We start from the raw sequence: 24621 nt of genomic DNA, 5'->3' as shown, positions 1-24621 counted from the left end.
ATGATGGAGACCAAAACCGACGGCCGCAACGGGGCAATCTCGCGGCGCGTCTTCGTTGGCGGCCTGGCGGCTCTCGCCGGCTTCGGCGCCACGACGTTCGGCGCCGGCGACGCTTCGGCTCAGGCGTCCGCCGTTGCCCAGAGGATCGCGGATCATTTCTCGTCCGTGAAGACCATGGCCGGCGAATTCGTCCAGTTCGGCCCGCGCGGCGAACAGACGGGCGGCAAGTTCTATATCCGCCGGCCGGGTCGCATCCGCTTCAATTACGAAGCACCCTCGCCGATGCGGGTCATCGCCGACGGCAAGTCCGTCGTCATCGGCAATATGAAGCTCAAGACCTGGGATATCTATCCGCTCTCGAAGACCCCGCTCAATCTGCTGCTCAGCGAAAGGATCGACTTGAGCAGCAGGATGGTACGCGACGTGAGGGTGGAAGCGGACCTCATCACCATCGTACTCGGCGACCGCTCCATCTTCGGAGATTCGACCATCACGATGATGTTCGATCCGAAGAGCTACAATCTGCGGCAGTGGACGATCACCGATGCGCAAAAGAAGGACACCTCGGTGATGATCTTCAACGTCCGGACCGGCATCGCGCTCGACGACAAGGTCTTCCGCATCCCCTATGACGAGGTGCGCAACAAGCGCCGCGGCGGCTGATCGCGAAATGCTCCGACGTTGAAACCAGGCACTTCAGAACGGAAGACATTCTTCCTGGAAGTGCTTTGCTTTAAGCCTGTTGAGGTGCGGGATCCCCGGCGCGGGCTCGCGCCGCAGAGACGACACAAATCCCGCGCCGACCGATGCGCTCGACAAGCTTGCCCGCTTGCGGCGACGGTCATCTCTGAAAATCCTTCAGGAACCTGCGCATGGCGTGGTGGAAATCGGCGACGTATCGCGCCTTGTCTTCCGCCTTGGGGGTGATCTGGACGAAGCGTGCAGCGGGGATTTTCTCCGCCAGCGCACGCGCGTGGGCGATGGGATGAACGAGATCGCGTTCATGGCCGATGACGAGCGTCGGGACGGCGATGCGGGCGAGATCAGCCTCCGTGACTCCCGGGCCGTCGCTGGAAACGGCGGTGAGGAGCGCGGCGGTGACCTCGATGGGCTCCCGCGCAAAAAAGCCGGTGAGCGAGGCCAGATTGTCCGGCGCGGCCGCCGCAAGACGCTGCCCGATGGGACCTTCAAGGAAAGCGGCCTTTGCCGCTGGCGGCGGCAGACGGGTCAAAAGGTGGCCGACTTCGGCATTCGGGATCATATTTTCCGGCGCCGATGCCGTCAGCCAGGCGGGCCGGGCAAGGACAAGGGCCCGTACGAGATCGGGACGCTTTACGGCCAGGCGAAGCGAAATCGCCGCGCCCATGGAAATGCCGCCGATGATGACAGGCACGCCCAGATTGGCCTCCACATAGGCGGCAACGTCATTCGCGAAGGTTTCGATCGAAAGCCTGTCGAGTCCGCCGGACTGCGATCGACCATGACCGCGGGCCTCGATCGTGACGCGACGGAAGCCGGATTCGCCAGGAAACGCTTCGGAGGCCTGGCCCGCGTCGCCGCAAAGTCCGTGCAGGAAGACAACCGGCGTGCCCTCGCCCGCCGTGTCGACATTCAGCCGCGTGCCGTCGCGTGTCTCGAAGTTTATGTTCATGGCCCCGCCTCGAGCTTTTCGGAGAGGAAGCGGGCAACGTCCTTGGCCTCGCTTGCTGCAAGCCCATGAGCGATCAGGCTGCCGGTAAAGCCGATGGCCTTCAGGCGAGCGAGGTAATGTGCGTAGTCGAGCACCCCCTTTCCAGCGGTCGCAAAACTGCCGTCCGGATTCCGGTCCTTCGCATGCGCCATGACGATGCGGTCGGCGAGAAGATCGATTGCCGCGGACACGGTCGTCCGCTGCTCGTCAAGCGTTGTCGTTTCAAAGAGATTGGCGGGGTCGAGCACGATTTTGATACGCGGGCTCCGCATCTCGTCGATCAGCCGGCGGGCCTTTTCCGCCGAGTTGACGACATTGGCAAGCTCCGGCTCGATGCCGAGATCGACGTCGCAGCGGTCTGCAATGCCGATCGCCTTCTCCATGGCCCGGAGCAGATCGCGCCAGGCTTCCGGCGTGTCGTTTTCGGGGTGCTCCCTCCACTGGTCGAGCGGATCACGCGTGCCGGTGCAGAGCGTGATGAGGCGGGTGGACATGGCGTGGCTGCGTTCCGCCAGAACGGCCAGCCGGCGGTGGCCGGCCTCGCGCATCGCCTGGTCGGGATGGATCATATTGTAGGTGCCGGAGACCGCCGCGATTTCGATACCGGCCTTCTTCGCCGCATCGGCAACGGCGCACGCCTGCCGCTCGTCGATGCCTTCAGGCATGGAGGCGAGGCCCGAGCAGGCCATGTTGTATTGCGCGGCGGCAAACCCGGCAGCCGCGACGGCATCGAGCACCGCACCCGGTTGCGTGCCTTCAAAGGTCTTGGCGAAGATTCCGAGCTTCATCAGACGCCACCCTCGACATCGGCAAGCGCAACCGCCTTGCCGCTCGCCACCGAGCGGGCGATGGCGACCATGGCGCGCACCGAGGCGAGGCCGTCGTCGATGCCGGCGCCTTCCATCGGCGCACCATCGAGGATGGTGCGTGCAAAACCTTCGACCTGGCGGCGATAGAAATGACCGTCAGCACCGAGCACCCGATGCGTCGCGCCCTCGGCCTCGCGGAAAATGTCCACCTCGCTCGTCTTGTAGTACCAGGGGTTATAGGTCTTGCCGAGAACGCTGCCCTTCTCGCCGTAAATCTGGAAACCCTCGTGCCAGTCCATGCGGACTTGCACGGTCAGATCGAGGTGGCCGAGCGTGCCGGAAGCGAACTCGGCGTCAACGAACCAGCACCAGATGCCGGCCCGCTCGGAAAGCCGCGCCTGCACCGAGACGATGTCGCCGCCGAAGTAACGCGCCGTGTCGATGAGGTGGCAGCCATGGGCCAGCATGTAGTAGCGGCGCAGATCCGCCTTCGGATTGGCCGAAGGCTTTTTCGCATTGGCGCTGGTAACGATCAGCGGCTGGACTGCATCCGTCATCGCATAGCGGTGCGTGCTGTCGCAATACCAGGCCTTGAGGGCGATCATCTCGCCCATCTCGTCGGCAATGAAGGCTTTTGCCGCCTGGAGACCGGCATCAAAGCGCTTCATGTGGCCGACCTGAAATATCTTGCCGGCCTTTTCGACGGCCTCTCTGAGATCGAGGCACTCCTCGACCGTCACGCCGACGGGTTTTTCGCAGAGCACATGCTTGCCGGCTTCGAGTGCGCGCAGCGAGGCCGGGACGTGGAAGGCGTCGGCGGTCGCGATGATCACGGCTTCGATATCGGGATCGGCAAGCATCCTGTCGTAGTCGTCGTAGGTCTTCGCTGCACCGTGGGTGATCGCCATGCGTTCGCGCAGGTCATCGGCGACATCGCAGATAGCATGGAGATCGGCATTGACAGCCTTCGTGCAGGCCTCGAAATGAGCGGCCTGGGCGATCTGCCCGGCACCGAGCACACCCACTCGAAGGCGGCGTTCCTGTTTTGCTGGCATTCTAGAGTTCCTTAAGTTTGTTCACAGAGCGGCAGCCGTCGGGCGTCAAAGTAAGTGGTGTGTACGGTTTTCCGCGCGAATCCCGCTCTAACTCCCGGAAGCCGGTCACGAAGTTTCAGGTCCATCCGGCATGAAAACATCGTGATCTAGAGCGTGATCCATCTTCCTTCGGCGCTGCCTGAGCGCAGCGTCGCGTCGATGAACCTCATTCCTCGCACCCCGGCGTCTATGCCGGGCAAGAGGAGAGATTTCGAGGACGCGGCCACGCCGTTAAGGCGAGCTTCGAGCTGGTCCGCCATGTCGGCGTAAAGTTGCGAAAGCGCCTCGACGAAGCCTTGTGGATGTCCGGGCGGCATGTGTCCTTTGACCACAGTGCCATGTGAAGCGCGATCGATGGTAATCCGCTGCCCGCCCAGCGGGCAGAAGTGCAGAACGTTCGCGTCCGCCACACCCCAGCCGAGCGACGCTTTGTCGCCATAAATCTCTATGCGAAGGCCATTGGCTTGCCCACAAGCTGCCCTTGGCGCCATTTTCGAACCGAAGCTGAACGGAAACGTTGTCGTCGACCTGTCGCCCGGGGACAAAGCTGTCGACCTCGGCCGACACCATGATGCACTGGAGTCCGCTGATAAACTCGGCAAGGTGGAAGGCATGCGTTCCGATATCGCCGAGGCTACCCGCGCCGCTTCGCTTCGGATCGGTGCGCCATTCGGCCTGTTTGTTGCCCTCGGCCTCGGTCGCCGAGGCGAGCCATTCCTGGGGAAACTCAACCCGCACGAGTCGGATTTCGCCGACGGCTCCGCTTTCGACGACAGCGCGTGCTTCCCGAACCATGTCGAAGCCGGCGTTCGTGTAGCTGACGCCGAAAAGCGCTGTGCCGGCCTTTGCCGCCTGCTCGACTTCGAGAGCCTCGGGGAGCGTCGCGGTCAGCGGCTTGTCGCACATGACGCTGATGCCCGACGCCAGGAAGGCAAGAGAAGCGGGAGCGTGGATGTGGTTGGGCGTTACGACGGCCACGAGGTCGATGCCGTCGTCGCGTCCGGCCTCGGCGGCCGCCATGGCGGCAAAGTCGGTGTAGCTGCGATCGCGGTCGAGATACAGCGCGTCGGCACTTTCCAGGGCGCGCGTCGGATCACTCGACAGCGCACCGGCGACAAACTCGAAACGATGCGTCATCGCCGCCGCGCGGCGGTGGACTGCACCGAAGAAGGCGCCCTGACCGCCACCCACCATACCCAGTCTGAAACGTCGAGAAGCCATGCAAAAGTCCGTCAGGGCCATCGGCCCTTGAGTGATGGAGAGCCTGCGCCCGGCGGGCGGTTTGCCGAGTACAAGTCCCCATCCCGGCCGAAACAGGGGCGGGATGGGGAATGGAAAAGGACTAGTTCGCAGTCTTGCCGCAGGTCGTCAGCGCGTCCTCCGGGGTGCAAACCTCGGTACCGGTCTTGATGAACGGCTCCACTTTTTCGCCCTTGGTCAGCTTGTCCAGCGCCATGATGGTTTCATAACCCATGTCATAGGGACGCTGGCCGATGTTGTAGTGGCTGAGTCCTTCGGCCAGCAGGGGCAACTGCGGGCCGAAATTGTCGCCGAACACCACGACCAGGTCCTTGCTGTCGAGGCGTGCCTTGAGCGGCTCCATGGCCTGCTTGTAAGCCTGCGGAGCATACTGGGCCCAGCCGCCGACCGCGATGAAAGCGCTAAGCTCGGGGTTGTTCGTCATCACGTCGCGCACCTGCTGGGCGGCAAGCGTGATGTCGTCATTATTATAGACAGGGCAACCTGCCGGCTCGATCCATCCGTTCTGACCGGTCAGCGTTTCCGCACCCTTGTCCTTCGTGACGCCCGCAAGAGTGTCGCGGATGCCTTGGACGCGGGCTTTCAGGTTCTCGGATGCAGGCGCACCCGACTGGATGCAGACGGTGCCGCCGTCCTTCTTGGTCTCCAGCACCTTCTGCGCCAATGCGATGCCGAATTCATAATTGTCGGTTCCGATGTAGGTCGAGCGCAGGCCTGCATCTTCGGGCAGAACGTCCGTGTCGAAAGTCACGACCGGAATGCCTTTATCCTGGGCCATTTTCATAATGCGAGCCATGGCCTTCGGGTTGCCGGCCGAAACGCCGAGGCCGGCCACTCCGCGGGTGACCATATCCTGGGCAAGCTGGACCTGCTTGGCTTCGTCATACTCGGTCGGGCCGAGATAGGTGCAGGTGACATCGCCCAGCTTCTTCGCGGCGGCCTCGCACCCCTGCTGGATCGGCGGGCTGAAGGCGTTGTTGAGCACCTTGAAGACGAGGGCGAATTCGCGATCGGCAGCGTTGGCCTGGGGCACAGTCAAGCCGACGGCCAGGCAGGCCACCGAAAGGGCTGCCGTGAGAGTGTGTACTGGTTGCATTGAAGTTCCTCCCTTTTCCTTGTTGATGCGGACGCGCTCACCGACGCAGCGAGCGGATTCTTTCGAGCAGGACCGCGGCTAGAATGAAACTTCCCACGAACATTCCCTGCCAGAACGGGTTTACCCCTGCGATCAGCAGGGCATTGCGGATAACCTCTACGAGGATCGCGCCGATGGCTGCGCCGAGCGCAGTGCCGAACCCGCCTGTCAGCGACGCTCCACCGATGACCGTCGACGCGATGACCTGCAACTCGTATCCGGTTCCGATCGCGTTGGTGACGGCGCCAAGCCAGCCGACCAGGAACACGGCCGTTATGGCGACCATCAGCCCGTTGAAGGCGTAGGCCGAGACCTTGATGAGGTCCACAGGGATGCCCGCCACTCGCGCCGCAGCCTCGTTGCCGCCGATCGCGAACAGGTAGCGGCCCCACCGCGTCATGGTCAGCAGGAAATGCAGGATGATCACGCCGGCGACGAGAGCATAGACGACATTGGGCAGTCCGAAACTATAGCCGCCGCCGAGCGCGATGATACCGTCGGTGGCCTGTCCGAATTCGTAGAACACCTCGTTGTTCGTGAGCACCAGCGCGAGGCTGCGTCCGATGGATAGGGTAGCAAGCGTGACGATGAATGGCGGGAGCTTGACGTAGGAGATGATGACTCCGTTGACCATGCCGCAGACGACACCCATGGCGAGTGTCGCGAGGATGCCGACCGCGAGCGGCATGTCCGAATTGAGCACGATGCCGAGCGTCACCCCGCACATGCCGAGGATCGATCCGACGGAGATATCGATACCGCCGCTGATGAGCACCGGCGTCATGCCGAGCGCCATGATCCCGATGAAGCAGGCATTCTGGAAAATGTTGAGGAGGTTTCCGGAAGTCGCGAACTTTGCCGAGATGACCGATACGACCAGGCCTATCACCAGGATAGCCAGTGCTATCCACGTCTCCTGTGCAAGGAATACGCGGCTCCAGAAAGGGCGGTCGGAGCTCTTCAGGAGATCGACATCCATGTGGGGAACTTCCTCGGGAGCACTCATGCGTTGTTTCTCCGGAATCAGGCCGTCTGGATCGCGCCGGTTATCAGGCCGGTCACTTCTTCGGGGCTCGATTGCTCGATCATCTTGTCGGCCACCTTGCGACCCCGACGCAGCACCACGACCCTGTCGCAAACCTCGAAGACATCGGGCATGCGATGGCTGATCAGGATCACGGAAAGGCCTTGTGCCTTCATGCGGCGGATCAGGGCCAGCACCTCGGCAACCTGCCGGACACTGATTGCCGCCGTAGGTTCGTCCATAAGGACGATTTTCGACCTGGCGAGCCGGGTACGAGCAATTGCCACCGCTTGACGCTGGCCGCCGGACATGCGCACCACGAGATCGGCCGGGCGGGTCTCGGATTTGAGTTCCCGGAATATCTCGGCCGAGCGGGCGTTCATGCGCTTGTGATCGAGCACCTTGAACGGCCCGATCTGCCGCATCAATTCGCGGCCGAGGAAGACGTTCGCCGACGCGGTCAGGTTGTCGCAGATCGCCAGATCCTGATAGACGACCTCTATTCCATGGCGACGAGCTTCCGCCGGTCCGGAAAAGACCACGGGCTCACCTTCCAGGGTGTAGGAACCGGAAGACGGCTGGAAGTTTCCGGCGATGGTTTTCACCAACGTCGACTTGCCGGCCCCGTTGTCCCCCATCAGGCCAAGAATCTCGCCCTGGTTGATTTCGAGGGTGACGCCATCGAGTGCGCGGACGGCACCGAAATCCTTCACGATGTTTTCGAGTCGCGCCAAAACCGTCATTGCACCCTACCGGAATTTTTGTAGCGTAACCGAACAAAACACCGTTTCCCTTGACCGTCAATAGCGGCATATCCGCTTTTCTATGCTGCAATGCATCAAGAATCGGCCCAATTGACAGCACTGTCTGAGGGTATTAGTAATTTTATCGAACAAATAGGCTTCAAATTGTCAAACACACTGCTTTTTCGTCCGAACGAAGCGCGCGCGCTTTCGGCACTGTTTCGCACGGGTGGGCTGACTCGCGCATCCTTGGCCCGTGAGCTCGATCTGACCCGCTCGACCACGGGGACTCTGGTGCAAAGCCTTGTCGATGCTGGTTTGGCGCGGGAACGGGAATCGACAACGGGCAACGAAGCAGGGGCCAAGGTCGGTCGCCCCGGGATCGTCGTTGAAATCGCCGGCAGCGGTGTCTTCTTTCTCGGCGCCTATATCGGCGTGAACCGGATCGACGTCATCGCCATCGACCTTTCGGGAAAAGTCCGAGCGAAGGCCACCCGCCCATTCTCGGGTGCGGCAAGCAGGCCCGCTCAAGCGATGAAACTCATCGTAGCACTGGTTGATGAGGTGCGCAGAACGTTGCCTCCCGGCGCACGGCCCCATGGCCTCAACGTAGCGCTGCCGGGCTTCCTGGATGGGGACGGCGAAACCTTTCATGCCGCCATTTTGGGCTGGCATGGGGTCAGCCTCGCGCAACTGATTTCCGAGTCCATCGGCCTTGGTGTCCCGGTGCTCCTCGAAAACGACGCCAATGCGGTGGCCGTGGCTGAGACCTATCGCTCGGCTCCGCCGGACGGCGAGGGCGATGACAGCCTCGTCGTTCTCATAGAGAACGGCGTTGGGGGCGGCATCGTCAGCAATGGCAAGCTGCATCGCGGTCAGTTGGGCGGCGCTGGCGAGATCGGCCATATGCCGATCGGAGAGGCTGGCTTCGTTTATGACGCTGTGCGTCCTGGTCGGTGGGAAACATTTATAGGCAAGGACGCCCTCCTTGCCCGATACGCACATATCAGCGGCGTCATTAGTTCGCTTGACGCGTTTATCGCAGTGCTGTCGTCGGGTGACCCCACCGCGCTTGCCTGCGCCCGCGACTGGGCTCGCTGGCTGGTTCGGGGGCTGGCGACCCTTGCCTGCGTCCTGCAGCCGGGCCGCATCATCCTCGCCGGATCGGTCAGCGCGATCTATCCCTTCGTGGCCGAACAAACGGAGGCTTTGTTGGCCGCGTCTCTCATCGAAGGCTATCCGATGCCCCGCGTCGAAACGTCAAGCACCGGCAACGACGGCCCCGCCCTGGGTGCTGCCTATCTTCTGCATCAGGCAATGCTTGCAGGCAATACGCGCCCGCACACGCGCGATGTCGCCGTTCGTTGACAGACAGGAGTTTTCATGACGCTCAAAGCCGCCTCCGAAACGATCGCCGTTGCCGAAATCGGGGGAACCTCGGTCAAGATCGGTTTTGCGGATCATGGTGTGCCGCTCGAAGTCACGCGCACCTTTTCGACGAGTAATCTTCGCCGAGGCGCTCCTGCGGCCAAACTCGCCCGGCTCCTGCAATGTGCGTCCGTCGATGCCGGCCTGACCATCGACCGGGTGGTGGCAACTGTCCCCGGGTTCATCGGACGTGACTGCGATACGATCATCCATGCCGCAAACGTCCCCGAACTAAACGGCGTTCACCTGGCCTCCGAATTGGCTTCCACGCTTTCGGTTCCCGTCCAGTTGGAGCGGGACGTGGTTCTGCAGTTGCTCGGGGAAAGCGCCTGCGGCGCGATTGCCAACGAATGCGAGGTGTTGGCTGTCTACTTCGGCACCGGAATCGGTGCCGCTTACCTTGGCGAAAACGGCATTTTTCGTGGCGGCGGGTGGGCGCTTGAAATCGGCCACATGCCGGTGCTCGAGCCGGGTGACCGTCAGGAATTCCCCAAGCGGATCGAGGCGTACGCCTCTGGTGCAACTCTGGTGGACCTCGCATCTGCACATGGCGTCGCCGTGAAGGACCTCTTCCAGGCTGCTGCGCAGTCGCCGGAATTGTGCGACGCTCTCGACGACATATTGTGGCAGCAGGCGATAACCGTTGCCAGAGCGACGGTGTTGTTTTCGCCACGCATCGTTCTGCTGGGCGGCGGCGTCATCGACATGGACGGCTATCCGCGCAACACGCTCACCCAGCGCATTGTTGGCGCATTGCCGCATTCCGGCTCGATTCACTCCATCGACATACGCTGGGCCACACTGGGCTGGCAGGCAGCCATTTTCGGTGCCGTTCGTCTTGGCGACATGGCGGCTTAATCCGTCGGCAGATCCGCGCGAGAACGCGTCTTGACTGCCGGCTGCGAAAGCGGCGCCGACAGGAAGCCTTGCGCGATCTCCGCACCGGGCGATTTTTTCAAGCTTGTCGATCGGTGCCTAACCTGTTTAAACGCTCCCGTTGCCGGACGCGTGATCCTTTTCCGGCAATTTCCCGGGAGAACGAGGAATGCCTCTTTCCATCGCCACATGGAACATCAACTCCGTTCGCCTGCGCATGCCGCTGGTCGAACATTTCCTCAAGACATGGCAGCCGGACATTCTCTGCCTGCAGGAAATCAAGTGTCGGAACGACCAGTTCCCCTCGGCGCCGCTGAGGAAGCTCGGCTACGAACACATCGAGATGCACGGGCAGAAGGGCTATCACGGCGTCGCCACTATCTCTCGCCTGCCGCTTCATGAACTCTCCGACCGTCGCGACTATTGCGGCGTCGGCGATGCACGCCATCTCTCCGTCGTCTTCGCGGCCGGTGGAAAGACAATCCGCCTCCATAATTTCTATGTACCGGCCGGCGGCGACGAGCCGGACCGCACGGTCAATCCGAAGTTCGGACACAAGCTCGACTTCGTCGACGAGATGAAGCTCCTGCACGCGGAGGCCGAGGCCGGCGTCTCGTCGATCCTCGTCGGCGACCTCAACATCGCGCCGCTCGAGCACGACGTCTGGTCGCACAAGCAGCTTCTCAAGATCGTCAGCCATACGCCGATCGAAACCGAGGGCCTGGTCTCGGTGATGACCGGAGGTGCATGGGTCGACCTGATGCGCCTCCACACGCCGCCGCCGGAAAAACTCTACACCTGGTGGAGCTATAGGGCGAAGGACTGGACCGCCGCCGACCGCGGACGCCGGCTCGACCACATCTGGTCCTCCGCCGATCTCGCGAGCCAGCTCGTGCGCGTCGAGATCCTCAAGGAAGCGCGCGGCTGGGAGCGCCCGTCCGACCATGTGCCCGTCATAGCCCATTTCGAGCTTTGACGGCGCCGTCCGCTTACGTAAACCGCCCGGCAAGCGCCTCCACGCGGCGGATCATCGCCTGGATGTTTTCCCGGATGCGGGCTTCCACCATGGCGGTCACCTCGGGATATTCCTCCAGCATCCGGCGGAAGAGCGGACGGTTGATCCGGATCACTTCGCTGTCCTCCTGCGCCGTCGCGGTGAACTTGCGCTCGACCATCGAGATGAGCGCGAGCTCGGACAGGAGCGCGCCGCGGCCGACGGTCATCACCTGCTGCTGGCGACCCTGCGCATTCGCATTCGAAAGCGCGAAGCTGCCGGCCGCCACGGCATAGGCGCAATCGGCCGGCGCGCCTTCCCGGAAGAGTTCGTGCCCCTTGGCCACCCGGCGGCGCTCTGCGCCGAAGGCGATAAGCCTCAGCTTGTCCTCGCCGATGTCGGCGAAGAGCGACACGTTGGACAAGAGTGCGATGTCGTCATTGAGCGCCAAGCGGCAAATCTCCCCCGGTCATGTCGTTCGGCTTAGGGAACGATCTTGTAGCCGCCGTTCTCTGTCACCAATATCTCGGCATTGGAAGGGTCGCGCTCGATTTTCTGGCGCAGCCGGTAGACATGCGTCTCGAGCGTATGGGTCGTGACGCCGGAATTATAGCCCCAGACCTCCTCGAGCAGCACGTCGCGGGTGACCACTTTCTGGTCGGCGCGGTAGAGATAGCGGATGATTGCGGCTTCCTTCTCGGTCAGTCGGATCTTCTGGCCGTTCTCCATGGTAAGCAGCTTCTGGCTGGGCTTGAATGTGTAAGGGCCGACATTGAAGGTCGCGTCCTCGCTCTGCTCATGCTGGCGGAGCTGGGCGCGAATGCGGGCAAGCAGCACGGCGAAGCGGAACGGCTTCGTCACATAATCGTTGGCGCCGGCCTCGAGGCCGAGGATCGTATCGGAATCGGTGTCGTGACCGGTCAGCATGATGATCGGGGCCTTGAAGCCGCCCTTGCGCAAGAGCTTCACCGCCTCGCGCCCGTCCATGTCGGGCAGACCGACATCCATGATCAGGAGGTCGACCTGTCGGCCACGCGCCATCTGAATGCCCTTCCCGGCGGTCGCTTCCTGCAGAAGGTCGAACTCTTCGTAGAGAGAGAGCTGTTCTATCAACGTCTCACGCAGATCATCGTCGTCGTCGACAAGGAGGATGGTGCGAGTCGCCATGGGACAGTTCCTGTTGCTTCCTGGTTCAAAACTAACTCAAATGCCGCTCTTGGCAAGCGCGGCAGTCGCTGCCGCATGTTTCCGTAAATCCTAACCTATTTAGGATAGAAACAGGCCGCAACTGAAAGTGGCCGCAGCGACGTCTGCGCGTCGGATGATACGCACGGCGCCGCAGGCATCGTCATATAGGAAAACCGGCTTAAGGTCGCGGCGCGATCACGGCAAAGCAAGAATTTGTGAGACCGATGCGCAAGAAGGCGTCGACAACAGGATCGAGAAAAGGGACCATCGTCGTCAGAACCGCTCCGCGCGACCGCAAGCGCGCCCTCGTGCTTTTCGACGGACGGGTCGAGCAGGCTGCGATCGGGCGCAGCGGCGTCACTGCCATCAAGCGCGAAGGCGACGGGGCGACGCCCCGCGCGGTCATGCGGCTCATCGGCGGCTATGTCAGGCGCGATCGCGTCCCGTTTCCCTCGACGCGCCTGCCGATGCGGGCCGTCCGGGGCGACATGCTCTGGTGCGATGCCCCGCAACACCCGTGCTACAATCGCCCCGTCAGGGCGCCGTTTCGTGCCGGACATGAACGCATGATGCGCGACGACGGGCTCTACGACATCTGCCTCGTCATGGATTGGAACATTTCCTCCCGAAGGCGCAATGCCGGCTCGGCGATCTTCTTCCACCTCATCCGTCCGGGCTACGAGCCGACCGAGGGCTGCGTGGCCGTCAGCCTTCCGGCAATGCGTCGACTGATCCGGCAAATGCACCGCGGGATAATCGTGAAGGTGGTGTAGCTTCGGCCCCGGGAAAAAGCCCCCGAATCAGCCCGACCGTTCCTCCTCAAGCATGCGCGGCGTCACGAAGCGAACCAGGCGGCCGGTGCCGGGCGCTATGTCCGACCAGCGCTCGACGTCGAAATCCATGACCGCAAGTCCGGCTGTCGGAAACTTCTCCCTCAGCCGCTCCAGCGCCGCTTCATCGCCGCGCCCGGCAAGCAGAAGCGAAAGATCGGCCATTCCCGGATTGTGGCCGACGAGGAGCAGTTTCTCCACCGTCGGCTCGACCCTGCGGACGGCGTCGAGAATGGCCGATGCGGCGACCTCGTAGATGCCGACCGCATCGCGCTCGGGGATCTTGTGCGGCAACGCCCCGGCGACGAGCTCCCAGGTCTCCTGGGCGCGCCGCGCGGTCGAAACGAGCGCCAGGTCCGGAGCAAGCCCTTGCCGGGCGATGAAGGCGCCGACGACGGGCGCCGCTTTGCGTCCACGCTCCGAAAGCGGTCGGCGATGGTCGGCAACGCCGTCCGGCCAGGCGGACTTCGCATGGCGGAGCAGCATGAGTCGGCGTGTCGAGGGCCGGGCGTCATCGGGCATGAAAGCTCCTCAGGACAGAAAACCGGGGGCGGCAGCGTATTGTCGCATCATCATGCGCATAAAAAAAGCCGCCCCGAAGGGCGGCTCAAACGCCGGAAAAGCTCAAAACCGGCTATTTCCATTCGCGAATGTCGACAAAATGACCAGCGACCGCCGCCGCGGCTGCCATTGCCGGAGAAAGCAGATGCGTGCGCCCCTTGAAGCCCTGGCGGCCTTCGAAGTTGCGGTTCGATGTGGAGGCACAACGTTCGCCGGGCTTCAGGCGGTCGTCGTTCATCGCCAGGCACATGGAGCAGCCGGGCTCGCGCCAGTCGAAGCCCGCTTCCTTGAAGATCTTGTCCAGGCCTTCCGCTTCCGCCTGTTCCTTGACGAGGCCGGAGCCCGGAACGATCATCGCCGAAACGGTCGGGGCGACCTTGCGGCCTTCGACCACCTGTGCGACCGCGCGCAGGTCCTCGATGCGGCCATTGGTGCAGGAGCCGATGAACACCCGGTCGATGGCGATGTCGGTGATCTTCGTGCCGGGCTTCAGGCCCATATAGTCGAGCGCACGCCACTTGGAGGTCCGCTTCGTCTCGTCCTGGATGTCGTCCGGGTCGGGAACGACGCCCTGGACGGAGACGACGTCTTCCGGCGAGGAGCCCCAGGAAACGATCGGCGGCAGATTGGCGGCATCGAGCACGACGACGCGGTCGTAATGGGCGCCTTCGTCCGTGTGCAGCGTCTTCCAGTATTCGACCGCCCTGTCCCAGGCCTCGCCCTTGGGGGCGCGCGGCTTGTCCTTGATGTACTCGAAGGTGGTTTCGTCCGGTGCGATCAGCCCGGCGCGCGCGCCGCCTTCGATCGTCATGTTGCAGACGGTCATGCGGCCTTCCATCGACAGCGACCGGATCGCCTCACCGGCAAACTCGATAACGTGGCCGGTGCCGCCTGCCGTGCCGATCTCGCCGATGATCGCAAGGATGATGTCCTTTGCGGTGACGCCCGGCGGCAATTGGCCGTCGACGCGCACCAGCATGTTCTTCGCCTTTTTCTGGATCAGCGTCTGCGTCGCCAGGACATGCTCGACCTCGGACGTGCCGATGCCGTGCGCCAGCGCACCGAAGGCGCCGTGCGTCGAAGTGTGGCTGTCGCCGCAGACGATCGTCATGCCAGGCAGCGTGAAGCCCTGCTCCGGACCGACGATGTGAACGATCCCCTGGCGCTTGTCGTTCTCCGAATAATATTCGACGCCGAAATCCGCGGCATTCCTGGCAAGCGCCTCGACCTGGATGCGGCTTTCCTCGTTCTTGATGCCGAGATGGCGGTCCGGTGAAGTCGGGACGTTATGGTCGACGACGGCGAGCGTCTTTTCCGGGGCGCGAACCTTGCGTCCGGCCATGCGCAGTCCTTCGAAGGCCTGCGGGCTCGTCACCTCGTGAACGAGGTGACGATCGATGTAGAGGAGACAGGTTCCGTCGGCCTGGCTGTCCACCAGGTGATCGTCCCAGATCTTGTCGTAGAGAGTACGCGGTGCGCTCATGGGGTATGTATCCATCGTATTTTCAAGAATGTGGAATGGGGGCCGGCGCCAATGCGGCCGGTAACGCTGATCGTGCGATCAGGATAGGCGGCTGGTGAGCGCCCCTGAAATGCGCGCAAAAAAGCGTGCCGGCAGGCGCTTGTGATCCTGCAGCACGACGATCTTCTGCTCGCGACATCCGAATTTGGATTCCATGACCGTGCTCATATCAATTTTTTGACAGTTCGGCAATCGGCGAGGCGGGGAGTGAAACCCGATGACGGGCGTGCTCGCGTTGAATGGGCGGAACGGATATGATAAGCAAAACTTATTATTCAACGCGATCGATCAAATGCCCAGCAAACTCGAGTCCGATACGATCGGGATGCTCCTCACCGATGTCTCCCGCCTGTTGCGCGGTGCCTTCGATCGCAAGGTCAATGCGATGGACCTCGGGATCACGCCCGGCGAGGCGCGCACATTGGTCCAGGTGGCCGTCACCGAGGGCATCAAGCAGGCGGAGATCGCGACCCGAATGGGGATCGAGCCCATGACCCTCTCCGCCTATCTCGACCGCCTGGAAGCGATGGGCCTCGTCGCGCGCATCCCGGATCCGGCGGACCGGCGCGCCAAGAACGTCGTCGTGACCGACAAGGCCGACCCGCTCATCACCGAGCTGATGTCGGGCCTGCGTGAAATGATGAATGCTTATACCGAGGACCTGGGCGACGACGGACGGGAGGTCCTGCGCGCAAACCTGAGGATCCTGCGGGACAGTCTCCGCCGCCTCGACCCGTGTCTCGCCGGCAAGGAGAAGGGGGCGGCCGAATGACGCTCAGGATGAGCGAGCGGCGCACGAGCATCATCGGCGCCTTCCTGGTGGCGCTCGGCCCCATCTCGATGGCGCTCTACACGCCGGCAATGCCGGAGCTCGTGCGTGCCTTCGCCTCCACCGAAGCGGCGATCAAGATGACGCTGTCTCTCTATTTCGGCGGCTTCGCCCTTGCCCAGCTCGCCTCGGGCACGCTTTCCGACGTCATCGGCCGGCGGCGAACAACGCTGATCTTCATGGCGATCTATCTCGCCGGCAGCCTGATGGCGGCCTTCGCGCCCTCCGTCCCGGTGCTGCTCGCGGGGCTCCTCGTGCAGGGAATCGGCGCCTCCGTCGGAATGACCGTGGCGCGCGCCATCGTTCGCGACCAGTTCACCGGCACAACGGCGGCGCGCATCATGAACATGATCGGCATGATGCTGGCGCTCGGGCCGGCGGTCTCACCGACCCTCGGCGGTATCGCGCTTGGCCTGTTCGGCTGGCAGTCGATCTTCCTGCTGATGGTCGGCTTCGCGCTGATGGCGTGCTTCATCGTTCAGCTCTTCATGGCGGAGACGACGACGCCGGATCGCAACAAGGGGCATTTCCGGCCCATTCTCGCAGCCTATGGCGAGCTTATGAGGGACGCTCGCTTCGTGTCCTCGACATTGGTGATCGCCGGCGCGGTCGGCGCGCTCTATGCATGGGCGACCATGCTGCCCTTCGTGCTGATCAGCCAGGTCGGGCTCACCCCGACCGAGTTCGGCATCGGCATGCTCATGCAATCGGGACTGTTCTTTTCGGGCACGGTCACGATGCGTCTCATGATGCGTCGCTTCACGCCGCAGGCGCTCGTGCCGGCCGGTCTCTTCTTCATCGGCGCGGCGAGCCTCGCCCTCGCCTTCACCATGCATGCGCTGGAACCGACTTTCCTCTCGGTGATGACGCCGATCGGGATCTATGCCTTCGGCATCGCCTTCGTCATGCCCTATATGATGACCGCGGCGATGGCCCCCTTCCCGCATATCGCCGGCACGGCTTCGGCGATGATGGGCTTCATCCAGATGAGCGCCGGACTCCTCGGCGGCGCGCTTGCCGCTCTCGTCGGGGTGCCGGCCACAGCACTCGGAACGATCATTCCGAGCTTCGGCCTTCTCTCGCTTGCAAGCTATTTCTGGTACCGCAGGTCCGTTCGCCTAAGGCCGCTGGTCGCACCGGCGGCTGCGGAGACGCCGCTGAGCGAAGCGGCGGAGTGAGCAAAGATAAAAAACCGCGGCGGAGCGATCCACCGCGGCTCCCAACCTGCAATCCTTCAGAGCTTAGCGGTTGCGCGCTGCCAGCGTGCGCAGGCGCAGCGCGTTGAGCTTGATGAAGCCGGCGGCATCCTTCTGGTCGTAGGCGCCCTGATCGTCCTCGAAGGTGACGAGCTTGTCGGAATAGAGCGACTTGCCGCTCTCGCGGCCGATGACCATGACATTGCCCTTGTAGAGCTTCAGCGTCACTTCGCCTTCCACATGCTCCTGGCTCTTGTCGATCGCCGCCTGCAGCATTTCGCGTTCCGGAGAGAACCAGAAGCCGTAATAGATGAGCTCGGCATAGCGCGGCATCAGCTCGTCTTTCAGATGCGCCGCGCCGCGGTCGAGCGTGATGCTCTCGATCGCACGATGGGCCGCAAGCAGGATCGTGCCGCCGGGAGTCTCGTAGACGCCGCGCGACTTCATGCCGACGAAACGGTTCTCCACGAGGTCGAGGCGGCCGATGCCGTTGTCGCGGCCGTATTCGTTGAGCTTGGCAAGAAGCGTTGCCGGCGACATGCGCACGCCGTCGATCGACACGGCATCGCCACGTTCGAAGCCGACCTTGATGATGGTCGCCTTGTCGGGTGCCGCTTCCGGCGAAATGGTGCGCATATGCACATATTCGGGAGCTTCCTGGGCCGGGTCCTCCAGCACTTTTCCTTCCGAGGAGGAGTGCAGGAGGTTGGCGTCGACGGAGAAAGGCGCCTCGCCCTTCTTGTCCTTGGCGACCGGGATCTGGTGCTTTTCGGCGAATTCGAGCAGATCGGTGCGGCTCTTGAACGACCAGTCTCGCCAGGGGGCGATGATCTTGATGTCCGGATTGAGCGCGTAAGCAGAAAGTTCGAAGCGCACCTGGTCGTTGCCCTTGCCGGTCGCGCCATGGGCGATCGCATCGGCGCCGGTCTTCCTGGCGATATCGATGAGGTGTTTGGAGATCAGCGGACGGGCGATCGAGGTGCCGAGCAGGTAGACCCCTTCATAGACGGCATTGGCGCGGAACATCGGGAACACGAAGTCCCTCACGAATTCCTCGCGGACGTCCTCGATATAGATCTCCTTGATGCCGAGCATCTCGGCCTTCTTGCGAGCCGGCTCCAGTTCTTCGCCCTGGCCGAGGTCGGCGGTGAAGGTCACCACTTCGGCGCCCAGTTCCGTCTGCAGCCATTTGAGGATGATCGAGGTGTCGAGACCGCCGGAATAGGCGAGAACGACCTTCTTGACGTCTTTATGCGATGCCATGGTTTTTGTCCGTCTGCTCGTTTTGTCAGGCTCTCGGGCGCGGCGCTGCCGCATCGAAAATCTGCGGCACTTTAGCCAGAACTTGAGGGGATACAAGCGGAACTACTGCATGTCGCCCAAAACTGTGCCGCGTTTGAGCGCGGAGGACAGGCGGGAAGAAAATGCAAGGCGGTCGCCAGGTCGCGTGAATCCACTGGCAAAAGCCTCAGGCCGGAGGTATCAGCAAGGATCGTCGTTCGAGGAATGCGTCATGGATTTCGTTCCCAACCTGCCGACACTCATCGCTTTCGCCGCAGCAAGTCTCCTCCTCGCCGCGACACCGGGTCCGGACATGACGCTTTCGATCAGCCGGGCGCTGGCGCAGGGGAAGAAGGCCGCGCTTTTCGTCGTGCTCGGCACCGGACTTGGCATCGTCGTCCATACGCTGCTCGTCGCCTTCGGCATTTCGGCACTGATCACGGCATCTCCGTCCGCCTTCCTGGTTCTGAAGACCGGCGGTGCAGCCTATCTCCTCTGGCTTGCGATCCAGGCGATCCGCTACGGATCCAGCCTGTCGGTGACGAAGGTGACGGAGGCGAAGGGAACTGCGCTTTCGAACGTCGCGACCGGCTTTTCGGTGAACATTCTGAACCCGAAAGTCGTGATATTCTTCATGACCTTCCTGCCGCAGTTCGTCAGCGCCGGAGATCCCGCCGTCACGGGCAAGCTCCTGTTCCTCGGCTTTTTCTTCATCGTCATCGGCATGCCGGTCAATGCGATGGTCGTGCTCGCCGCCGATTGGCTTGCCACCTGGCTGCAACGCAACAGGCGCGTCATGCGGGCGATCGACTACAGCTTCGCCGGCGTCTTCTCGATTTTTGCCGTGAAGATTTTCCTGACGCAGGCGCGCTGAGATTACCTCCGGGCGCTTGCGGTTATTTGCCCCTCATCTGCCTGCCGGCATCTTCTCCCCGTCCTGACGGGGAGAAGAGACAAGCGGCAAGATCCGCTACCCAAATTTCGAGTCGATATTCAAGGTTGCGGATCGGGCGCCGAGATCGCGGCGTGCCCTCTTCTCCCCGTCCTACGGGGAGAAGATGCCGGCAGGCAGATGAGAGGCCACACCCCCCCCAAACTTCGTCACCCGATCAGCAGCGCATCGTCGTCCAACGTCTGCCCGCGAATGCGGCGGAACATGGCGATGAGGTCCTCGACCTGAAGCGTCTTGCGGCTGTCGCCCGCAACATCGAGCACGATCTCGCCGCCGTGGAGCATGACGGTGCGGTGGCCGAAATCGAGCGCCTGGCGCATCGAATGCGTGACCATCAGCGTCGTCAGCTTGCGGTCCGAGACGATCTTCTGGGTGAGGTTCATGATGAACTCGGCCATTCCCGGGTCGAGTGCCGCCGTGTGCTCGTCGAGCAGCAACACCTCGGAGCCCGCAAGCGTCGCCATCACCAGCGACACCGCCTGGCGCTGGCCGCCCGAAAGCAGGTCCATGCGGTCGCGCATGCGGTTTTCGAGACCCAGATTGAGTTCGGCGATACGCTCGCGGAAATGCTCGCGCCGCCGCGAGCCGAGCGCCGGCGTCAGGCCGCGGCTTTCGCCGCGCCTGGCGGCCAGCGCCAGGTTTTCCTCGATCGAGAGAGCGCCGCAACTGCCGGCGAGCGGATCCTGGAAGACACGCGCGACGAGCCCTGCGCGGGCCGCCGTGCCCTTGCGCGTCACGTCGGTCGTGCCGATCGTGACGCGGCCGCCGCTCGGCAGCACGTCGCCTGCGAGAACCCCGAGAAGCGTCGACTTGCCGGCACCGTTGGAGCCGATGACCGTGACGAAGGAACCTTCCTCAATGGTGAGGCTGACGCCGTTCAGCGCCTGCTTCTGGAGCGGCGTGCCCTTGCCGAAGACGACCTGGATGTTTTCGACGTTGATCATGCGGCACCTCCGCGGCGCAGGCGGGGCAGGATGAGCGCTATCGTCACCAGCAGCGCGGTCACGAAATTGAGATCGGAAGCCTGCAGGCCGAGCGTATCGGTCGAAAGCGCCACCTGGATGGCGATGCGGTAGAGGATCGACCCGAGCACGCAGCCGATGAGCGCGATCAGAATGCCGCGGGCGCCGAGCAGCGTCTCGCCGATGATCACGGCGGCAAGCCCGACGACGATCGTTCCGACACCCGAGGTCACGTCGGCAAAGCCGTTGGTCTGGGCAAACAGCGCACCGCCCAGGGCGACGAGTGCGTTGGAGATCGCCATGCCGAGATAGATCTGCCGGCTGGTGTCGACCCCTTGCGCCCGTGCCATGCGGGAATTGGCGCCGGTCGCCCGCATCCCAAGGCCCGCATCGCTTTCAAGAAAGCGCCAGACGAGAACGACGGCAAGGGCGACGAGAATACCGACGAAAAGCGGGCGCACATAGAAGTCCCGCAGACCGAGGCCGTAGAAGGGCGAAAGCATCGTGTCGGCATTGATCAATGCGACGTTGGGCTTGCCCATGATGCGGAGATTGACCGAGAAGAGCGCAATCATCGTCAGGATCGAGGCGAGCAGGTTCAGAATCTTGAACCGCACGTTCAGGAGCGCCGTTACCATCCCTGCGGCAGCACCGGCGACCATCGCAACCGCTGCGGCAAGCCACGGATTGACGCCGGCGATGATCAGGACCGCGGTGACTGCGGCGCCAAGCGGAAAGGAGCCGTCAACGGTCAGATCCGGAAAGTCGAGCACCCGGAAGGCGAGAAAGACGCCGACGGCGACGAAGGCATAGACAAGCCCCAGCTCCACGGCTCCCCAGAAAGCGATTTGACTCAACGCCGGTAGTCCTCTTCTCGGATGCTCCGCAGGCGTAGGGCGCTGCGGAGCACGTATTCTGAAGTTGAAGCGGGATGCGCACCATTTCCGTATCCCGCTCGATAAGCGAACCGCCCCCGTATGGAACGGGGGCGGCAAAAAGACAATGATCGCCCGGAAAGGGGATCGCCCGGAAAGGGGATCGCCCGGAGAGCGGGATCGTCCGGAGAGGGGGGATCGTTACTCGATCGTGCGGGTCGCCCGCCCCACGACGCTCTCCGGCAGTGTGACGCCCATCCGGGTGGCGGCGCCCTTGTTGATCACGAGATCGGTTCCGGCGGCGACCTTGACGGCGATATCGCCGGGGTTTTCGCCCTTGAGGACGCGAACGACGACCTCGCCCGTCTGCTTTCCGACGTCATAGTAATTGAAACCGAGGGCCGCCAGTGCGCCGCGGGAGACGGAATCGGTGTCGGCGGTGAAGAGCGGCAGCTTGCTTTCCTCTGCGACGGCGACGGCACCTTCGAGGGCGGAGATGATGGTGTTGTCCGTCGGGACATAGATCGCGTCGGCGCGGCCGACGAGCGCACGAGCCGCACCCTGGACTTCGGCCGATTTCGTCGCGGCGGATTCGATCACCGTCAGGCCGGCCTTTTCAGCCTCTTCCTTGAGGACCGCCAGCAGCGAGACGGAGTTCGCTTCGCCCGAATTGTAGAGATAGCCGATGGTCTTGACGTTCGGCAGGATCTCCTTGATCAGCGCCACGTGCTCGGCGACCGGGGACAGGTCGGAAAGACCGGTGACGTTGCCGCCGGGCTTCTCCATGTCCTTGACGAGCTGCGCGCCCAGCGGATCGGAAACGGCGGTGAAGACAACGGGAATATCGCGGGTGGAGGAAACCACGGCCTGGGCCGACGGGGTGGAGATCGGCACGATCACGCTCGGGGCCTCGCCCGCGAACTGGCGGGCGATCTGTGCTGCGGTCGCCGGGTTACCCTGCGCCGACTCGTAAATGAACTTGAGGTTCTCGCCTTCCTTGTAGCCGGCGGCGGCCAGCGCATCCTTGACGCCGTCGCGTGCGGCATCGAGCGCGGGATGTTCGACGATTGCCGTAACGGCAACCGTGACTTCGTCGGCGCGTGCCGGTAGAGAAAGCGCGACCGTGGCGGCAAGCGCGATAAGAAGCGAACGCATGGGTGTCCTCCGGTTTATGGTTGGCGATTTCCGGGAAGGTCGGCTAACGTCCCTCCCGCATCGCTTCAGAATAATTCCGCCGCTTTCTTAGGAAAGCAAGGGCCCGAAATCAATCGGCGCAAACAGCTTCATCCATCAAACTTCTTCATCGATCGCGGTGATCGTGCGGCACGCCCGAAACTGGTGGAAGGGCGATGAGCCGCCTCAGTCCTCGCCGTGATTGGCGATCATCATCGCCTCGAAGGCGAGGCGGTCGACCTTGCGCATGCGTTCCGATTCCGACTTGAGCTGTCCGCAGGCGGCAAGAATGTCGCGGCCGCGCGGGGTGCGGATCGGCGAGGCATAGCCGGCCTGGTTGATGAAGTCGGCGAACTTCTCGATCTGCTCCCAGTCCGAGCACTGATAATTGGTGCCCGGCCAGGGATTGAAGGGGATCAGGTTGATCTTGGCCGGAATGCCCTTCAGGAGCTTCACCAGTTCCTTGGCGTCTTCCAGGCTGTCGTTGACGTCCTTCAGCATCACATATTCGAAGGTGATGCGGCGGGCATTCGACAGGCCCGGATAGGCGCGGCAGGCCTCCATGAGACCCTTCAACGGATACTTCTTGTTGATCGGCACCAGCATGTCGCGCAGATCGTCACGCACGGCATGAAGCGAAATCGCGAGCATCACCCCGATTTCCTCACCGGTGCGGTAGATCTCCGGCACGATGCCTGAGGTCGAAAGAGTGATGCGCCGCTTCGACAGCGACAGCCCGTCGCCGTCGGACGCGATCAGCAGCGCCGTCTTGACGTTCTCGAAATTGTAGAGCGGCTCGCCCATCCCCATCATCACGATATTGGTGATCTTGCGGCCTTCCGCCGGCACGATCGCACCCTGCGGCGTGTCGCGCTCGGGGAAATCGCCGAGCCGGTCGCGGGCGAGCAGAAGCTGCGCGAGGATCTCTTCCGCCGTCAGATTGCGCACCAGCTTCTGCGTGCCGGTGTGGCAGAAGGAACAGGTGAGGGTGCAGCCGACCTGGCTCGAAATGCAAAGCGTGCCGCGGCCCTCCTCGGGAATGTAGACCGTCTCGATCTCTACCGGACGGCCGGCGCCGCGTGGGGGGAAGCGCAGCAGCCACTTGCGCGTGCCGTCGCCCGAAACCTGCTCTTCGACGATCTCCGGCCGTGCGATGGTGAAATGCTCCCTCAGCATCTCGCGCATGTCCTTGGAGACGTTGGACATTTCGTCGAAATCCGAGACGCCGCGAACATAAAGCCAATGCCAGAGCTGGCTGACGCGCATCTTCACCTGCCGCTCCGGCACGCCCTTTTCGACGAGCAGCTTCGCGATGTCTTCGCGCAACAGGCCGATCAGCGACGGCTTTTCCGGCTGTGGCGCAAGCCGCACCTGGGGCGCCTTGACGATGTCCGCCCTGTTTAGAATCTCGGTGGCTGCCATGCTCATCTGGTCCTGTCGTAAAGCGACGGCTCGTCCGGAGACGTTTCCGGATCCTGTTCCGATGCTCGAATTGAAATCTGGCGAGCCTCGGCCACGCGCTCGACGGGGGTGCGGGGGCTCAGAATTTGGGGGCGCTTTAGCATTCTTTTGGCGGCGAGTCACCATGGGACGTTATTCTGCCCCTGATCCGCCTGAACACCCAACGCAAAAAGGCCGGCCTCATGGCCGACCCTTGCAATCGTCACGCGCGCTTGGCTCTTACTTGCAGGCCTCGATCTGCTTCAGGGCGGCCGAAATGCCGGAGAGCGAATAGGAGTAGGAGGTTTCCGTGCCGCGCCGCGATTTCGCGTTGACCGACATGGCCTTGCCCGATTTCATCGCAGCGACCAGTGCCGGTTCCTCGGCGGCGTTTTCCACCCAGGCGGAATTGCCCTTGGTGAACATGACGAAGGTGCGGCCGTCGACCACCACGTTGACCTTGGAATTGTCCTGCAGCGGATATCCCATCATCGCCTGCGGCTCATAGCTGATGTTCTGTCCCGGACGCTGCGAAACGAGGAAGAAGATATCGCCGTGATCGACGCCGGCCGGGGTCTTTTCCTTCGGCACGGACAGCACATAGCAGACCTTGCCGTTGCCGGCCTGGTAGGAATATGCACCCCAGGCGTTGAACTGCTGGATTCGCGTCGGAGATTGAGCGGAAGCCACGCCGGATGCAGCCATTACGAGTGCGAGTGCAGTTGCGATCTTTCTTACAAACATGAGTTCCTGCCGCTT

The 24621-nt window shown here is 62.8% G+C and carries 25 protein-coding genes; 8 read left to right on the top strand and 17 right to left on the bottom strand.

Annotation, left to right across the window (positions count from 1 at the left end; translation table 11 throughout):
- Positions 1–663 (top strand): outer membrane lipoprotein carrier protein LolA, encoded by a 663-nt coding sequence (locus BHD07_RS26140; RefSeq protein WP_100672810.1) that lies wholly within the window; start codon positions 1–3, stop codon positions 661–663.
- 178 nt (positions 664–841) lie between these two features.
- On the opposite strand, the gene BHD07_RS26135 is transcribed toward BHD07_RS26140, so the two are convergent.
- The 7 genes from BHD07_RS26135 to BHD07_RS26105 form a co-directional block, all read right to left on the bottom strand.
- Positions 842–1651 carry an alpha/beta fold hydrolase gene (locus BHD07_RS26135; protein ID WP_338283744.1) on the bottom strand — a complete coding sequence of 270 codons (810 nt, stop codon included), beginning with the start codon at positions 1649–1651 and terminating at the stop codon, positions 842–844.
- Positions 1648–2478: a sugar phosphate isomerase/epimerase family protein gene (locus BHD07_RS26130; protein ID WP_338283742.1), complete on the bottom strand. Its 831-nt coding sequence runs from the start codon at positions 2476–2478 to the stop codon at positions 1648–1650. The genes BHD07_RS26135 and BHD07_RS26130 overlap by 4 nt, the downstream gene beginning before the upstream one ends.
- Positions 2478–3554: a Gfo/Idh/MocA family protein gene (locus BHD07_RS26125; RefSeq protein WP_338283740.1), complete on the bottom strand. Its 1077-nt coding sequence runs from the start codon at positions 3552–3554 to the stop codon at positions 2478–2480. The genes BHD07_RS26130 and BHD07_RS26125 overlap by 1 nt, the downstream gene beginning before the upstream one ends.
- 270 nt (positions 3555–3824) lie before the next feature.
- Entirely contained in the window at positions 3825–4835 is a 1011-nt protein-coding gene (locus BHD07_RS26120; RefSeq protein ID WP_445190501.1) for a Gfo/Idh/MocA family protein, read from the bottom strand.
- A gap of 100 nt (positions 4836–4935) precedes the next feature.
- The gene (locus tag BHD07_RS26115) at positions 4936–5949 is read right to left on the bottom strand and encodes a sugar-binding protein (RefSeq protein WP_100672731.1); all 1014 of its coding nucleotides are present in this window, start codon (positions 5947–5949) and stop codon (positions 4936–4938) included.
- Between the two features lie 37 nt (positions 5950–5986).
- On the bottom strand, positions 5987–6967 hold the full coding sequence (locus BHD07_RS26110; protein ID WP_324763477.1) for an ABC transporter permease: 981 nt from the start codon (positions 6965–6967) through the stop codon (positions 5987–5989).
- A gap of 44 nt (positions 6968–7011) precedes the next feature.
- Complete coding sequence (locus BHD07_RS26105; protein WP_100672729.1) at positions 7012–7755, bottom strand: ATP-binding cassette domain-containing protein; 744 nt, start codon at positions 7753–7755, stop codon at positions 7012–7014.
- A 111-nt stretch (positions 7756–7866) separates the two neighbouring features.
- Between BHD07_RS26105 and BHD07_RS26100 the strand changes: the two genes are divergently transcribed.
- From BHD07_RS26100 to BHD07_RS26090, 3 genes are all read left to right on the top strand, one after another.
- On the top strand, positions 7867–9123 hold the full coding sequence (locus tag BHD07_RS26100) for an ROK family transcriptional regulator (RefSeq protein ID WP_338283737.1): 1257 nt from the start codon (positions 7867–7869) through the stop codon (positions 9121–9123).
- Positions 9124–9138: 15 nt separating this feature from the next.
- A complete protein-coding gene (locus tag BHD07_RS26095) occupies positions 9139–10041 on the top strand; it encodes an ROK family protein (RefSeq protein WP_338283735.1) in 903 nt (300 codons plus the stop codon).
- Between the two features lie 187 nt (positions 10042–10228).
- Positions 10229–11035 (top strand): exodeoxyribonuclease III, encoded by an 807-nt coding sequence (locus tag BHD07_RS26090; protein ID WP_018097367.1) that lies wholly within the window; start codon positions 10229–10231, stop codon positions 11033–11035.
- Positions 11036–11048: 13 nt separating this feature from the next.
- Here BHD07_RS26090 and BHD07_RS26085 read toward each other — a convergent pair whose 3' ends face one another.
- Both BHD07_RS26085 and BHD07_RS26080 read right to left on the bottom strand, forming a co-directional pair.
- Positions 11049–11504 carry a cyclic nucleotide-binding domain-containing protein gene (locus tag BHD07_RS26085; protein WP_100672726.1) on the bottom strand — a complete coding sequence of 152 codons (456 nt, stop codon included), beginning with the start codon at positions 11502–11504 and terminating at the stop codon, positions 11049–11051.
- Positions 11505–11536: 32 nt separating this feature from the next.
- Positions 11537–12220 (bottom strand): response regulator transcription factor, encoded by a 684-nt coding sequence (locus BHD07_RS26080; RefSeq protein ID WP_100672725.1) that lies wholly within the window; start codon positions 12218–12220, stop codon positions 11537–11539.
- A gap of 245 nt (positions 12221–12465) precedes the next feature.
- Between BHD07_RS26080 and BHD07_RS26075 the strand changes: the two genes are divergently transcribed.
- Entirely contained in the window at positions 12466–13014 is a 549-nt protein-coding gene (locus BHD07_RS26075) for a L,D-transpeptidase family protein (protein WP_100672724.1), read from the top strand.
- A gap of 27 nt (positions 13015–13041) precedes the next feature.
- Here BHD07_RS26075 and BHD07_RS26070 read toward each other — a convergent pair whose 3' ends face one another.
- Positions 13042–13593 carry a SixA phosphatase family protein gene (locus BHD07_RS26070; protein ID WP_100672723.1) on the bottom strand — a complete coding sequence of 184 codons (552 nt, stop codon included), beginning with the start codon at positions 13591–13593 and terminating at the stop codon, positions 13042–13044.
- A 112-nt stretch (positions 13594–13705) separates the two neighbouring features.
- The gene (gene leuC / locus BHD07_RS26065) at positions 13706–15115 is read right to left on the bottom strand and encodes a 3-isopropylmalate dehydratase large subunit (RefSeq protein ID WP_100672722.1); all 1410 of its coding nucleotides are present in this window, start codon (positions 15113–15115) and stop codon (positions 13706–13708) included.
- Positions 15116–15446: 331 nt separating this feature from the next.
- Between leuC and BHD07_RS26060 the strand changes: the two genes are divergently transcribed.
- On the top strand, positions 15447–15926 hold the full coding sequence (locus BHD07_RS26060; RefSeq protein ID WP_100672807.1) for a MarR family winged helix-turn-helix transcriptional regulator: 480 nt from the start codon (positions 15447–15449) through the stop codon (positions 15924–15926).
- Positions 15923–17161, top strand: coding sequence for a multidrug effflux MFS transporter (locus tag BHD07_RS26055; protein WP_338283729.1), 1239 nt, complete (start codon positions 15923–15925; stop codon positions 17159–17161). The genes BHD07_RS26060 and BHD07_RS26055 overlap by 4 nt, the downstream gene beginning before the upstream one ends.
- Before the next feature lie 63 nt (positions 17162–17224).
- Here the strand turns inward: BHD07_RS26055 and BHD07_RS26050 are convergent, their stop codons facing one another.
- A complete protein-coding gene (locus BHD07_RS26050; protein WP_100672720.1) occupies positions 17225–18442 on the bottom strand; it encodes an argininosuccinate synthase in 1218 nt (405 codons plus the stop codon).
- A gap of 250 nt (positions 18443–18692) precedes the next feature.
- Between BHD07_RS26050 and BHD07_RS26045 the strand changes: the two genes are divergently transcribed.
- Positions 18693–19334, top strand: coding sequence for a LysE family translocator (locus BHD07_RS26045; RefSeq protein WP_100672719.1), 642 nt, complete (start codon positions 18693–18695; stop codon positions 19332–19334).
- Positions 19335–19561: 227 nt separating this feature from the next.
- Here BHD07_RS26045 and BHD07_RS26040 read toward each other — a convergent pair whose 3' ends face one another.
- The 5 genes from BHD07_RS26040 to BHD07_RS26020 all read right to left on the bottom strand — a co-directional run bounded on the left by BHD07_RS26040 (position 19562) and on the right by BHD07_RS26020 (position 24606).
- Positions 19562–20356, bottom strand: a complete 795-nt coding sequence (locus tag BHD07_RS26040; protein WP_100672718.1) for an ABC transporter ATP-binding protein — start codon at positions 20354–20356, stop codon at positions 19562–19564.
- Complete coding sequence (locus tag BHD07_RS26035; RefSeq protein WP_100672717.1) at positions 20353–21231, bottom strand: ABC transporter permease; 879 nt, start codon at positions 21229–21231, stop codon at positions 20353–20355. The genes BHD07_RS26040 and BHD07_RS26035 overlap by 4 nt, the downstream gene beginning before the upstream one ends.
- Positions 21232–21450: 219 nt before the next feature.
- A complete protein-coding gene (locus BHD07_RS26030; protein ID WP_018097379.1) occupies positions 21451–22404 on the bottom strand; it encodes an ABC transporter substrate-binding protein in 954 nt (317 codons plus the stop codon).
- Between the two features lie 204 nt (positions 22405–22608).
- Positions 22609–23844 carry a 23S rRNA (adenine(2503)-C(2))-methyltransferase RlmN gene (gene rlmN, locus BHD07_RS26025; protein WP_100672806.1) on the bottom strand — a complete coding sequence of 412 codons (1236 nt, stop codon included), beginning with the start codon at positions 23842–23844 and terminating at the stop codon, positions 22609–22611.
- A 258-nt stretch (positions 23845–24102) separates the two neighbouring features.
- Entirely contained in the window at positions 24103–24606 is a 504-nt protein-coding gene (locus BHD07_RS26020; protein WP_100672716.1) for an invasion associated locus B family protein, read from the bottom strand.
- Positions 24607–24621 lie beyond the last annotated feature (15 nt).

Source organism: Sinorhizobium sp. KGO-5 (assembly GCF_036245905.1).
In the GTDB taxonomy this organism is placed as follows: domain Bacteria; phylum Pseudomonadota; class Alphaproteobacteria; order Rhizobiales; family Rhizobiaceae; genus Sinorhizobium; species Sinorhizobium meliloti_A.
The sequence above is the reverse complement of the archived record's forward strand: the minus strand, read 5'-3'. Positions and strand labels throughout refer to the sequence as shown.